Here is a 14,242-nt window from a genome sequence, read left to right as displayed (position 1 = left end):
CGTACCGGCGGCGTCCTCACCTGCTTAACTAAACAACATTGAACGCTGAACTATAACGTTCCTGTTGAGTATTATAGCCCGGAACCCTTGTTCCTGTCCAGCAGAAAACCTTCTGCCTTCATTTTCCTTCCGTCCGTTGTGAGATGGATGGCGCCGGAATTCTCCGTACTCCATATCATAGTTCCGGCATCCGTAAGACGTTTCAACACCTCCTTGGCCGGGTGTCCGTAAGAATTTCCTTTACCATAGGAAAGTACTGTCACTGCCGGATTTAACTGTTTCAGGAATTCTTCTCCTGTCGAGGTGGCGGAACCATGATGAGCCGCTTTTAAAACGGACAGGTTTCCGCCCGGCAGCTCTCTACCGGGGCTGTATTTTTCATCAAGCATGATTTCTTCTCCCGTCTGTCCCACATCGCCTGTTAAGAGCATTGTAAAATCACGGTATCGCACCGAAAGTACCAGGGAATGGCCGTTCCGATCCTTTGGCGATGCTGACGCATCCGGATAAACAGCCGTAATTTTAAGTTCTCCCCGTTCCAGCTTTTCCCCGGCATTCATATAACAAACTCTGGTTTTGCGCCTTCTGCCAAGCTCTTCTATCTCCCGGTATTCCTCTTCACCCCGTCCCGGTCCGGGCATAATAATCGTTCCAACCTCTAAATCCGTTTCATTTTCCAGCATCCAGACAATTCCGTTTATATGGTCGCTGTCCGCATGACTGATAAAAATATAATCCAGCCGTCTGATTCCTTTACTCTTTAAAAACGGGACCAGTCTGTTTTTCCCCACACTTTTATACTGGCTGCTGCCGCAGTCTGTCAGCACTGCTGCCGTCCCTGTACGAAAGAAAATTCCGTCCCCCTGGCCGACATCAAGAAACCAGACCTCCATTCCGCTGACGCGCGGTTTTACCATCAGCAAAAGCAGCGCACAGGAAAGGAGACAGGCCTGCTTCCCGTTAAATTCATTTCCTTCTTTTCTGCTCAGAACGCCGCTGTTTTTGCTGGTTAAATGTAAGTATAAAACTGCGAGAACGCCGTAATAAAATGCGATGCAGGCAAGAGAGGGCCGTCCCGCCGCTACCGTGGAGAATGGAAGTTTCAGTGAAAAACGGCAAAGCTCCCGGTAAAAGGTCAGTATGTAGTGCCCCGGTCCCGCCGCCCCATGGCAGATCCCTTCCAGTATTCCCGCGGTCTTGTCCATAACCGTCCCAAGCCTGCTGCCCATTCCTACGATTTTGCTTCCTCCTGCAAATAACAGAACGCCTGGCACTTCGGCCGCTTTCCAGATACCATACAGGCCGACCGATATAATTCCGGAACCGGCAGCATAAGCCATGAGGGGAATGACCACAAGATTCAGAAACAGGCCGTAAAAGGGAAACTCAAAGAAATGGTACAGGATAACAGGCAGAGTCACAATCTGAATTGCTATACTGGCCGATATGGCCGTGAACAGAGAGCTGCCGTGGATTTTCATATTGCCGGCGAGTCCCACCGCCCCCACTGCCCCGTAGGACAGCTGCAGCCCGCTTGTAAACAAAAGATAAGGCGAATCGGATGCGAGTAAAATCAGGGACAAAGCCATGGCCGACAGCAGATCATAGGTTCTCCCCAGATAAGACGCAAGAAACGAACAGAACACCATAAACACGGCCCGGAATACAGATGCCCCAAAGCCGGCCAGCGCTCCGTAGAAGAACAGCAGGATTGCCGCGGCTGTCCCCGCCCAGCCATATCCGACGCCTCTTTTCCGCAGAAACCCATACAGACTCATTCCTATCAGTGAGACATGGAGGCCGCTTACAGCCAGAACATGGGCGATTCCTCCATCCTGGTACAACTCCCGTATATCGCTGTCCATGCTGCTCTTATCTCCGAGAAGAACTGCCTGAAAAATTCCCCTGTCCTCCTCCTGATAAAGAAATGCGAGGGCCTCCTTGACAAATCTGCGGAACATAATGAGCTGGGATTGAAAAGCAGGACGCTCTCCTGAGATAATTTTCATTTTATCAGCTCTGAGACGGCATCTCAGCTTTTGTGAGCGGTAATACAGGCGGTAATCAAATTCCCCCGGATTTCTTGCCTCCTGAAAGAGTTCCGCCTTCCCCTTTGCGTACAGATACATCCCCTCCTCCGGCACCGCACCGTCCCTGCTTTCTTTTGCTGAAATCATCAGCCTTTTTTCTTCATATTGCTTTCCGCCTGCACGAACCGTCGCCGGTTCCAGAATAATGGTGTAATTTCCCTCCTTCAGCAGAGCCTGGGAAATCCGCCCTTCGGCCTCCGCCCGGCTTCGGTTCTCCGTCTCTATAGCTCCGGACGCCAGTATGGCCTCCAGCGGTCCTTCTTTCATCTCCTCCGTCATCCTGAACCAGCCGCCCAGGCAGCAGACAAGCAGGATAAATAAAAGCAGACCTCTTTTCCTGATTTTCTCATGAAGCTGGAAAAGAATGCCTGCTGCCAGTATTAACGCCATCGGAAAGAGACTGCCGGACGCCGCAGCCCTTCCTCCATATTCCGCCATTTTACCGGACCAGTAAGCAGTGACCTCTCCAAGTACATAAGCTCCTGTTATCCATAAAAGCGGTCTTTTAATTGTTATTCCTCCTCCGGGGTTTTATTTGCTTTCCACATATTTCTCTTCCCGTTCCAGCGGCGCGGCAAGGGAAATCACATTGCGGTACGCCACGTTAGCCGAACCATTCACCGTAATCTGCACCTTATTCACTGTCTGAAGCTCCGTCAGCGAGTTGACGAGCGCATAGACCGGGATATAGTCTGCTGCCTCCACTTCGCCGTTTAAAAACGTGCTGTCCAGGTTCACGTAACAGATGTTGTCCGTCAATGACACATTCAATATTCTCGTATCCTTAGGAAGCACCGGCGAAGCGCCTGTCTGGGAGCCTGCAATCAGCTGTTCCACCACCAGCCTCTCAAGAGAGGTATTGACATTGTGGATTACCTCCCTGGTCTCGGGAACCAGAAGATCCTTTTTTTCATTGGCAAAATAAAGCTTCAGCTCCACCCGCTCAAATGAATTGACATCCGAAATACTTTCGACAAAATCAGAGGCTGAAAAAGCGCCCACCGGATTTCCCTGCTGATCCAGAAGGGGCTGGCCGTCACAGTTAATACTGATATAATCAATACCTGCCACCTGGGTGAACGTCTTAGCCAGAGCCGCACGGCACAGAATCTCCCTGGTCGGCTTCATCGCCGTATAGTCTTTATTAAAATTCAGGTAAAGAACGTTCTCCTCTTTCCTGATATCCAGAAGTATGACCTTCTCTCCCAGAGCCGCCTGGTAATCGGGATTGTCGGGAGCCGCCAGAATCTGGCCCGCCAGCTCCCCGATTAATGTTTCCTGATCGGTTGTCTCTGTTTTATACTCCACGCTGGCAAGCTTTGTTCTTGTTGAATTGAGATAATAAATCCGGTAGGTTCCATCCTCCGGCGTCTGGTTTTTCTCTTTCTGTCCGCATCCGCAAATGCCTGCACACATCAAAAAAACTGCCGTCAGATATAATAATCGTTTCAAATATACTCCGTCCTTTCACATCAGATATCAGGGAATATAGTTTAGCGGGATACGTACCGTGAAAGTAGTTCCCTCGCCTTCCTTACTCTGGAGCTTAATGGCTCCCTGGTGTAATATCACGATGTTTCTCGTAATCGCCAGTCCAAGCCCTGTTCCGCCGGTCTCCCTTGAACGCGCTTTATCCACCCTGTAGAAACGCTCAAACACATGCTCCTGGAATTCGGGAGCAATCCCGACTCCGTTATCGATTACCTTTACATAGAAGAATTTGTGATCCGCGTCCAAAACCACATGAACCCATCCGTCTTCATGGTTGTATTTAACCGCATTCTCCACCAGGTTGCTCAAAGCCAGGGAGAGCTTTACCTCGTCCACATCCGCCGTGACTTCTCTCTGGCTCTCAAATACCAGCTCTATATTGCGCTTCTTGGCAATCGGCCGGAGCCGCTTCAGAATCTGCTCCATTAATGCATTAATTGAAACCGATGTGATATTCAAATCCGGTGATGACTTATCCATCTTCACCAGGGATAAAAGATCATCAATAATCTTTCCTTCCCTGTCTATCTCGTCTGAAATATCCACCATAAATTCCCTGTAAAGCTCCACCGGAGCATCCTCCATCCCCATCAGGGAATCCGCGAGGACTCGGATCGATGTGATCGGTGTTTTCAATTCGTGCGATACATTTGATACAAATTCCTGTCTCGACTGATCCACAGCCTTTAACTTGCGGAGAGTCTGGCTGACGGCATTGGATATCCCCCTTGTCTCTTTGTAGTCGTCTACCTGGATATCCTGATCTAAATTCCCCTCAGACACCATATTCAGACGCTCCTGAAGCTTCTTAAACGGCTTCATAAGAAATGACGCAGCCAATAAATCTATCACAGCCACGAACAGAAAAAGCACGAACTGAAGAAAGCCGGCTTTATGCATCACCTGACTCTCCAGAAGGGCCATGCTCTCGGTGGAAGCCGTCATCAGCAGAACCCCCTCCACCTTCTGCGAATCCGCCTTGGAATATACGGGAAGCGTCAGATAAAAGTAATCTTTTTCTTTATTCCGGCGGTTGATAGTCTCCCCTTCAAAGGAGCGGAGCACTTCCTCAACCACACTCGTTTTTCCCTTGGTCAGCTCGAACGTGTCCTTAATGATTTTGAAGCTGCTGTCAATCACGACAATGCGGCCGTTAAACAGATCGGCCGTCACGTTCATCTCCGCGTCCAGCCCCGGGTTATTCGACATGTTATTGATGTAATCCAGGGTTATCATCTTGTTGGTAAGCATCAGGCATTTGCTCTGCGCCTCTATCATGCTGTCCTCAATCTGGCTCTGCCGGAAAAAACCTGCCAGAAACCTGGCCTGCACAAGAAGAGGCACCAGCGTTACCAGCAGGAAACAGAACAGCAGAGGAACTTTCATACTTACACAACGTCTAAACCTAATTTTTTTAATCAATTTTTTCATGCTTTCCAAATTAAATTTCTAATTTTTTCACCGCCGCTATTGCCAGTGCGCCGGGCCCGATATGGCAGGCAACGCTCAAAGACAGAGGATCAATATGGATATCCGTATCAGGGAAAAGCTCCAGAAGCTCCTCCTTAAGCTGCAGAGCCGCTTCCTCACAGTTCGTATGGGCAATCTCCAGATGGGTCTTTTTCCCTTCTTTATCATCCCACCTCGTCTCCAAATCATGCTGGATTGCGGATATCATCATGGATTTTGCCTGCTTCATCGTCCTTGCCTTGGCGAAAGCATCCAGCTTCTCTCCCTGTATGGTCAGGACCGGTTTCAGACGCAGAAGCGTTCCCAGCGCCGCGGCCGCAGGCGTGATTCTTCCACCTTTTTTCAGGTATTTTAAAGTGTCCACCGTGATGTAAATCGTGGACTCAGAACCGGTTCTCTCCAGCACTTCCTTAATTTGAACGGCATCCATTCCTTTCCCCGCCATCTCCAGGGCATCCAGGGCCGACTGCCTCTGGGTTACTGAAATCCGGTGGTTGTTTACCACCTGGACACGGCCGTCAAACTCCTCTGCCAGCATCAGCGCCGTCTGACAGGAACCGGACAGGCCGCTGGACATCGGTATATGGACAATCCCGTCATATTCTTCAAGCAGCGCCTCCCACAGCTCCACAATCGACTCAGGTGACGGCTGTGATGTGGAAATATCCATGTCCTCTTCCATCTTCCCATAAAATTCCTGCTGTGTCAGGCTGATATCTTCAAAAAATTCATTTCCGTCAATCATAAATGGCATCGGAAGAACCGTAATTCCAAGTTCCTTCCCCTGCGCTTGTGTAATACCGCTGTTGCTGTCTGTCACAACTGCAATTTTCATTCAAATTTCCTCCAATCACTCTGCCGCTTCCTCTGAAAATCCATTGGCAGACATATATAAATGATAGTAAATTCCCTCTTTGGCCATCAGCTCGCCATGGCTGCCTTCTTCCTCGATCCGATTACCGGACAGCACTAAAATCCGGTCGGCTCCCCGGATCGTACTCAGCCTGTGGGCGATTGTGAGAGTCGTTCTGCCCACCGCCAGCTTGTCAAGAGACCTGGAGACCATCTTCTCGCTTTCATTGTCAAGAGCCGAAGTCGCCTCATCGAGAATCAGAATCGGCGGATTTTTCAGAAATACCCTGGCAATGCTGATGCGCTGCTTCTGCCCTCCGGAGAGCTTTACCCCCCGCTCACCGACATAGGTATCATATCCCATTGCCATCTCTTTAATAAATTCATCGGCCCCGGCCATCTTCGCCGCTTCCATAACTTCCTCTCTGCAGGCGCCCGGCTTTCCGTATACAATATTATCATAAATAGTGCCGGAAAACAAATACACGTCCTGCTGTACCATTCCCACCTGGCTCCTGAGGCTCTCCAGCGTAAGCTTCCTCAAGTCCTTCCCGTCAACTAAGATTCTCCCCTCCGTCGGATCATAAAATCTTGGAATCAGGTTGCAGAGCGTCGTCTTTCCTCCGCCCGAAGGCCCTACCAGGGCAATTCTCTCGCCCGGACGGATCGTCAGATTGATATCGGAAAGGACCTGATTATGGTCATCCGGATATTCAAATGTTACATTCTCAAACGTGATTTCGCCTCTGGAATCCTTTAACTCCTCCGCATCGGCATCGTCAAAAATATCGATATCGGCGTCCATAATTTCACAGAACCTCTCGATTCCCGTCATACCTCTCTGGAACTGCTCGGCAAATTCGATAATTCTCCGGATCGTCGATAAAAGTGTCGTCACATACATCGTATAAGCAACCAAATCACCGGGATTTATGATTCCTTTTACTAAAAATGTCCCTCCTGCAATGATTACCACCACGTACATAATTCCGTCAAACATTCTCACCGTATCCTGGAATGCCGCCATATAAAAATATGTGTGTTTTTTGATATCTAAAAATTTGAGATTATCCTGCTGAAACTTCTCAATCTCCAGTTTCTCATTGCCAAAAGCCCTGACTACCCGGTTGCCCAGCAGACTGTCCTCGATTCTTGCATTCAGCTCTCCCACATGATTGCGCTGCATCTTAAAGGCAGAACGCACCTTCAGGTTAAAATAAGTGCAGGAGACAGCCATAACAGGGATAAAAATAAATATAACCACCGTGAGAAGCAGATTAATCCTGGCCAGGATAAAAAATGAGATGACGATTTTCAGGAATGCTATAAAAAATTCTTCCGGGCAGTGATGGGCAAATTCCGTCACGTCAAACAAGTCGCTTGTAATGCGGGCCATAATCTGCCCCACCTTTGTATTGCTGTAAAAACTGTCCGACAGCTTCTGCAAATGGCAGAATGCGTCGGTTCTCATATCCGTCTCGATTCTGGCCCCCATAATATGACCTGTATAAGCCATATAAAAGTTGGCCAGACCGTCTATTATCCGGAGCCCGAAATACAGAAGGCCGATGGTGACAATCGTTTTTACAGTCAGATTTGCCAGATTATACATGCCTTCATTTGTAATATATCTCAGAATCAGCGGAAGCACAATTTCGCACAGTGTCGTAAGTGCCGCGCAGAACAAATCAAACAGCAGTGCCTTCCAGTATTTGAAATAGTAAGGTGCGAAACGCTTCATCAATTCACTCGTCTTCATCCGGTTCATAAGTTCTTCTCCCCTTCTTTGGAACGCCCTTTTTATTCTATCTTATTTTCTATATAAATGGAAGTACTTTATTTATGACGTTAGTGTAGACGTTTCATCTTTTCTATCTTATAATAAATCTATATTAAATACCAAGGAGAACCTATTATGCCTTATTGCCCGAAATGCGACATGGAATTTGTCGATGGAATCACAACGTGCAGCGACTGCGGAGGCGATCTTGTTGAATCACAGGAAGCTTATGAGGCAGAAATGCGTGAGAAAAAGAAACAGCAGCAGATAGATGCCGCTTCCGGCCGCTATCTGCAGATGGATGGAATTGACGCCTCCGAAATTCTGGATAATCTGGTTGATTTTGACAACCTGGCCAATCTGGAAAACCTGGAGAATTTTGAAGCCCTTTTAAGCCATGACAGTGAACCGCAGGAGAACGGTATTCCGGCTGATACGAAACCGTCCGGTCAGTCCGGGACGAGAGCAGCCTCTTCAGGCGTCTATATAAGCAGCCGCCAAAGATGCGAGGATCTCCATTCCTCCAGTTCCGCTTTCCTGATGGTGGGAGGCGCCGCAACCGTGTTTGCCGCTGTCTGCTGGTCCGGGATTATCAGTCTTCCGATGACAGGCGGTTCCAGAATTTTCTTCCAGTCTGTCATCACACTTTTAGGACTCGCCTGTCTTTTTGTCTCGTTTCGGACGCGCAGCTCCATCGCTGCAGTGCAAAAACAGGCGGAAGAGGAAGAAAGATGTACAAAGGATTTAATCGAATGGTTTATCTCCACATGGACCGGCGGTTCCCTCGATGAAGAGCTTAAGAAAGAAGATCCGGGCCTGGCAGGCGAGGAATTGGAACTGAAGCGTTTTGAGCTGATACAGGATTTTCTTGTCACGCAGCAGGATCTTCCCAATCAGGCATACGTTGACTCCGTCAGCGAAGAGATATACCACCGGCTTTATGAAAAGGATTCACTGAATTAACCCGGCTGTCGGATAACGCCCGGCTGTAAATGTATGACAGACATTTACAGCCGGGCGTTACAGCACAAAGGGGTCAAAAGACCTTTTGACCCCAACATCACAACATTATTTTACCAGAAGGGATTTCCCCGTCATCTCTTTCGGCTGTTCCATTCCCATCAGTTCGATCAAAGTCGGCGCAATATCGGCCAGGCATCCGCCTTCTCTCAATTTATAAGAAGGATCTGCATTGACAAGGATGAACGGTACCTGGTTCGTTGTATGGGCGGTCCAGGGCTCGCCCGTCTCATAATCAACCAACTGCTCGGCATTGCCGTGATCGGCACAGATAAACAGGACACCGCCGGTTTCCTTTATCGCCTCAACCGTTCTTCCCACGCAGGCATCCACTGTCTCAATCGCCTTGATCGCGGCATCCTCAACGCCGGTATGGCCTACCATATCAGGATTTGCGAAGTTGATGACTATCACATCGTACTTATCCGATTTAATTGCCTCCACCAGTTTATCACAAACCTGGGGTGCGCTCATTTCTGGTTTTAAATCGTAAGTCGGAACCTCCTTTGGAGATGGGACGAGAATCCGGTCTTCGCCTGCGTTCGGCTCTTCAATTCCGCCGTTAAAGAAAAAGGTTACATGGGCATATTTCTCCGTTTCGGCTATTCTTGCCTGTGTCTTTCCATGGGCGGCCAGGAATTCTCCGAAAGTGTTTGTAATCTCCTCTTTCCTGAAAGCGACCAGCTTATTGCCGATGGTCTCATCATAATCGGTAAAACATACAAATACCAAATCGAGTTTTTTGTCTCTTTCAAAACCGTTAAAATCAGTGTCACAGAATGCTCTTGTAATTTCTCTGGCGCGGTCGGGACGGAAATTAAAGAAAATCACGGAATCTTTGTCCTGAATCACAGCTACCGGACGGCCGTTTTCCTCCACATTAAAAGGTACGACAAACTCATCATTAATTTCCCGGTCATAGGACGCCTGGATCCCGCCTGTGGCAGTATCCGCCTTTTCGCCCTCTCCCCTGGTCAGAACGTCGTAAGCACGTTTTACCCTGTCCCAGTTCTTATCCCGGTCCATCGCATAGTAACGGCCCATTACGGAGGCAACGCGTCCAACGCCGATTTCCTTCATCTTTGCCTCCAGCCCGGCGACAAAATCCTTTCCCGATGCAGGCGGTGTATCGCGTCCGTCCAGGAAGCAGTGTACATATACATCCGTCAGGCCGTTACGCTTTGCCAGCTCAAGGAGTCCGTAAATATGGGTATTATGACTGTGGACACCTCCGTCGGAGACAAGGCCGAAAAGATGCAGCGCCGAATTGTTTTTTTTACAGTTCTCAACTGCCTCCAGAAATTCCGGGACAGTAAAGAAATCTCCGTCTTCGATAGATTTTGTAATTCTGGTCAGTTCCTGATATACGATACGGCCTGCACCCATGTTCAGATGTCCCACCTCGGAATTACCCATCTGACCGTCCGGCAGACCCACGGCAAGGCCGCTGGCATTGCCTCTCACGTAAGGACACTGGCTCATTAACTGATCCATCACCGGCGTTTTTGCTTCGCAAACCGCATTATGCTCACAGTTGCTGTTCAGTCCATAACCATCAAGTATCATTAATACAGTTGGTTTTTTGCTCATAATCTATCTCCTTTATCTTCTTCTCCTTTTATACCTGAACGATAACCTGCACGCTCCGCCCACGGATCGCCGTCTTTAATAAAACCATCGAAACTGCAGTGATTCAGGTAAAACAGGAGGCATTTATATTATTCTTGCCAATTTCTTATTTTACATGATTTCATTGCAAGTTTCAATGGCTGTATGACAAATTTTTGACGAAATTTTCCAGACGGTTGCTGTTCACATCCCGCCAAAAACGGCGTGCTGTTTATTCATTTTCCAGTTCCGTTTCCTGCCCTTTCTCGTCATAAGGCTGGAATATGGTAAATCCGTTCCTGCCTCTGATTTTAGTCTCATATAGCGCTTTATCGGCATTCCCATAAAGTTCTTCAAACAGTGTTCCTGCCTCCGGGTAAACGGCCACTCCGATACTCACCGACATCTGCCAGCTCCTGTCCTGATTCTCAATAATCGTATTCAGCGCTTCTGCCAGCTCACCGGCTTTCTTCCGCGCCCATCCGATATCGGGAACCGGTATAAAGGCTGCAAATTCATCGCCTCCGATTCTTCCCAGAATATCTTTTTCCCTGAAATGTTTTCTGATGATACTGCTGAATTCTTTGATGCAAAAATCTCCAAACCGATGGCCATAGCAATCATTCGCCTGCTTGAAATTGTCAATATCGAAGATAAAAAAGGCATACCTTCCGCCCGGTGTCCCGGAAAGTACTGTTTCGATCAGGCGTTCCGTTTCCCTTTTACTGTAGAACCGGGTCATCTCATCCAGCACGGCCTGTATTTGAATTTTCTTCTCCTCCTCAATATTTTTTCTATAGGTAAGCATGTGAATAGAGTCATCTTCCGCCGAATAAAAAACGTAGGCGTCTATTCTCATCCAGAAATACTTATCTCCGTCCTGCGTCATCCGGAAATCATAGCGCAGATGATGGTTCCCGCGTTCATATTCCCGTATAACATTGGGCGGATCAAAGGTCGAGACATAGCCCTCCCTGAACTCTTCTTTTATCTGCTTATCGGCAATGACACGCAGACCCTCGCTGTACGGCAGATCGTTGACGCCCAGACTTTTAAAATACTCCCGCGTTCTTTTCCCGACACTGCAATTTTTAGTGATATTGAGCTCATAGATATTATCATAGAGCTGTTCGGTGGCTCTGACAAAGCTTTCCTGCCGTTCCTCCATCAGCTCTGTAATCTGCTTGTTGAAATTCCTAATTACTGCGGTAATAATGAGAAGAACCGACACGACGATAATAATCAGCAGGATTCCCGTCAGGATTAGCTGGATCCGGATCTCATGCAGCAGCTGGCCCGTATTCTGTTCCACCACCAGGTGCCAGTTCAGTTCCGGAATAAACCGGGCCACGATGTAGCTCCTTTCCTTTCCGCTTTCTTCTTTGTCCGCCCAAATTTCCAGGTTTGTATTCTTTTCCCTCCAGTCAAGTATCTGCCCCCTGATATTGTGGCGGCCGTTAAGTTCAAACCAGTCTGTCTTCACATGCCCATTGTGGGCAGTGGAAATCTCTATGGTTCCGTCTTCCCCCAGCAGGCCTGCTGTGACATTGAATTTATCTTCATACGTCCGGAGCAGCTCTTCCAGGTAATCTATCCGGATTCCGACACCGACAATCCCGAGGATGGAGCCGTCCCCTGCCTTCACTTTGCAGTTCACAAAGACGGTAAGCACATTGTCGGCGCCTTCCACCTCGTCATTGTCCACATTCATCGAATATTCAGCATCGCTTTTCAGTAAATCATAGTACCATGCATTCTCCGGGCTGTCTTCCGTCAATACGCGGTCAATTCCATTAAAATTATAATAGCGGGACGTGGCGGCGGATACCAGGAAGACGGAATCGAATCCGTACTTTTCCCGGTATGTATCAAGATAATTTCTCGTTGTGTCAACGTATTTTTCATCCTCAAGATACTCCGTCTCCTTTGAAAGATGTTCCCGCAGCAGACTGTCATAGGACATGGTCAGAGAAACATTGACCGGCTTCGTAAACATAGCTGTCAGCTGATAGCAGATACCGTCTGCCGTCAGTGTAGATATCTGTTCCATACTGTCAAGAGACGTCCTGTAATTAGCGTGGTAAGAAAGCGCTGCCGTCAGGGCGAAACCAATGAGCAAAATTAAGCTGATTACAGCATTCGTTTTAAAAAGCCTGTTATTTTTCACGCGTATCCTCCCTGATTCGGAAACCGCCTGCATCCACCGTACCGGTTGATTATACCAGAAAATAATGTTTCAGAGTTTCCATCTCTTCTTCTGTCAAACCATACGCCTCCAGATATTTTGAGAGACGTATCTCCTGATAAAAAGCAAGAAGGCGTTCCATGCTCTCCGCATCCGATCTCATAAGCGGTTCCATCCTGCCTCTGGTCTCTTCATCAAGCATCCGGAGCAGCCGGTTCATCCCTTTTTTGTTATATGTATATGTCACCTCATAATCTGCGACAATATCTTCCTGGGAAATCCCGCAGAGAGTGAAAATACAGGATGCCAAAATTCCGGTTCTGTCTTTTCCGGCCGTACAGTGAAAAAGGACCGCCCCTTTTTCAAGACCTGCAATTAGCTGCCTGACCGCCGAGGCTAAAAGCGCTCCGTTGGTTTTAACAATATTTAAATATCCATCCGTCAGACTGCCGGCAAACGCCCGTTCCGCCGATCCGGTTATGTCCTTTGCATCTATCTGCTCTCTCTGTAACGGACAGTGGTACCACTCCACGCCCTCGGGTACTGCGTCCCTGCCCGTTTCTATCTCAGCCAGGCTGCGGAGATCCAGAACTGTCCTCACTCCATACTCCTTCAGCCGTCCCCACTCCTGCGGTGTCAGCTTTTGAAGCGCTCCCGCTCTCAGAAGCTTCCCAAAAGCCGTTACCCTGCCGTCGTTTGTCTCGAATCCACCCATATCCCTTATATTAAGGCCATGCTCCATACGCAGCCTCCTAACCGGTCTGTCCATGTGTTCTGTCCCCTTTCAGATGTAATCTAAGTCAAGTAATTTCATTGTTCCCTGGTTATTTATTATAGCACAGCAAATACGGGGTTTCAATGCCGCTGCTCCAGGAAGGGTACTACGCTCCGCGCACAGGTCACCGCCATCAAAAAAAGCCAGCCGGCCTGTCAAATGGCCGGTTGGCTCCTAAATATCAAAATCTTATTATTTGTAATTAACGATCTTTCCGAATTCTTCTTTCAGGGAAGCTCCGCCGACCAGGCCTCCGTCGATGTCTGCCTGGGCAAACAGTTCAGCAGCATTACCGCCGTTAACGGAACCGCCGTACTGAATACGGATGGCCTCTGCCGTCGCTTCATCATAGATTTCCCTGATGCATGCGCGGATTGCGGCGCATACTTCTTCAGCCTGCTCTGTTGTAGCCGTCTTTCCTGTTCCGATTGCCCAGATTGGCTCATATGCGATTACGGCCGCCTTAGCCTGTTCTGCCGTCACATTTAAGAAAGCAATTTTGATCTGCTGGCGGATCCAGTCAATCGTAATTCCCTGCTCTCTCTGTGTTAAAGTCTCGCCGCAGCAGATGATAGGCGTCAGGCCGTGCTCAAATGCCTTGAGAACTTTTTTATTCACAGTCTCGTCTGATTCTGCGAAATATTCTCTTCTCTCGGAATGTCCGATAATTACGTATTTAACACCGGCATCCGTAAGCATATTCGGAGCAATCTCTCCGGTATAGGCGCCTTTTTCTTCGTAGTACATATTCTCTGCACCTACTGCAATATTCGTTCCCTTACATGCCTCCACTACAGGGATAATATCGATAGCCGGTACGCAGAAGACAACGTCCGTCTCATCCGAAGCAACCAGCGGTTTTAATGTATTAACAAGGGCAACCGCCTCACTCGGAGTCATGTTCATTTTCCAGTTGCCCGCCACAATCTTTCTTCTTGCCATTATTTTATCCTCCTGATTTTAAAAACTGT

The 14,242-nt window shown here is 48.4% G+C and carries 10 protein-coding genes; 1 reads left to right on the top strand and 9 read right to left on the bottom strand.

The genetic code is table 11. The annotated features are described in order from the left end of the window. Positions 1 to 71: 71 nt before the first annotated feature. The 5 genes from CLOSYM_RS01015 to CLOSYM_RS00995 form a co-directional block, all read right to left on the bottom strand. Positions 72 to 2,480: a ComEC/Rec2 family competence protein gene (locus CLOSYM_RS01015; protein ID WP_242828632.1), complete on the bottom strand. Its 2,409-nt coding sequence runs from the start codon at positions 2,478 to 2,480 to the stop codon at positions 72 to 74. Between the two features lie 141 nt (positions 2,481 to 2,621). Continuing rightward, complete coding sequence (locus CLOSYM_RS01010; RefSeq protein ID WP_003498900.1) at positions 2,622 to 3,542, bottom strand: GerMN domain-containing protein; 921 nt, start codon at positions 3,540 to 3,542, stop codon at positions 2,622 to 2,624. 27 nt (positions 3,543 to 3,569) lie between these two features. After that, a complete protein-coding gene (locus tag CLOSYM_RS01005; RefSeq protein ID WP_021640605.1) occupies positions 3,570 to 5,012 on the bottom strand; it encodes a sensor histidine kinase in 1,443 nt (480 codons plus the stop codon). A gap of 10 nt (positions 5,013 to 5,022) precedes the next feature. Next, a complete protein-coding gene (locus CLOSYM_RS01000) occupies positions 5,023 to 5,886 on the bottom strand; it encodes a DegV family protein (RefSeq protein ID WP_003498905.1) in 864 nt (287 codons plus the stop codon). 15 nt (positions 5,887 to 5,901) lie between these two features. Next, complete coding sequence (locus CLOSYM_RS00995) at positions 5,902 to 7,671, bottom strand: ABC transporter ATP-binding protein (protein ID WP_003498907.1); 1,770 nt, start codon at positions 7,669 to 7,671, stop codon at positions 5,902 to 5,904. A 147-nt stretch (positions 7,672 to 7,818) separates the two neighbouring features. On the opposite strand from CLOSYM_RS00995, the gene CLOSYM_RS00990 reads away from it, so the two are divergent. Next, complete coding sequence (locus CLOSYM_RS00990; protein ID WP_044902023.1) at positions 7,819 to 8,646, top strand: hypothetical protein; 828 nt, start codon at positions 7,819 to 7,821, stop codon at positions 8,644 to 8,646. A 105-nt stretch (positions 8,647 to 8,751) separates the two neighbouring features. On the opposite strand, the gene gpmI is transcribed toward CLOSYM_RS00990, so the two are convergent. The 4 genes from gpmI to tpiA form a co-directional block, all read right to left on the bottom strand. Beyond that, complete coding sequence (gene gpmI, locus CLOSYM_RS00985; protein ID WP_003498910.1) at positions 8,752 to 10,293, bottom strand: 2,3-bisphosphoglycerate-independent phosphoglycerate mutase; 1,542 nt, start codon at positions 10,291 to 10,293, stop codon at positions 8,752 to 8,754. Positions 10,294 to 10,543: 250 nt separating this feature from the next. Next, positions 10,544 to 12,478, bottom strand: coding sequence for a sensor domain-containing diguanylate cyclase (locus CLOSYM_RS00980; RefSeq protein ID WP_044902022.1), 1,935 nt, complete (start codon positions 12,476 to 12,478; stop codon positions 10,544 to 10,546). Positions 12,479 to 12,527: 49 nt separating this feature from the next. Then, on the bottom strand, positions 12,528 to 13,238 hold the full coding sequence (locus CLOSYM_RS00975; RefSeq protein WP_021640602.1) for a tyrosine-protein phosphatase: 711 nt from the start codon (positions 13,236 to 13,238) through the stop codon (positions 12,528 to 12,530). 225 nt (positions 13,239 to 13,463) lie between these two features. Continuing rightward, on the bottom strand, positions 13,464 to 14,213 hold the full coding sequence (gene tpiA / locus CLOSYM_RS00970) for a triose-phosphate isomerase (RefSeq protein WP_003498915.1): 750 nt from the start codon (positions 14,211 to 14,213) through the stop codon (positions 13,464 to 13,466). Between the last annotated feature and the right edge of the window lie 29 nt (positions 14,214 to 14,242).

It is taken from the genome of [Clostridium] symbiosum ATCC 14940 (assembly GCF_000466485.1).
Taxonomy (GTDB): domain Bacteria; phylum Bacillota; class Clostridia; order Lachnospirales; family Lachnospiraceae; genus Otoolea; species Otoolea symbiosa.
The sequence above is the reverse complement of the archived record's forward strand: the minus strand, read 5'-3'. Positions and strand labels throughout refer to the sequence as shown.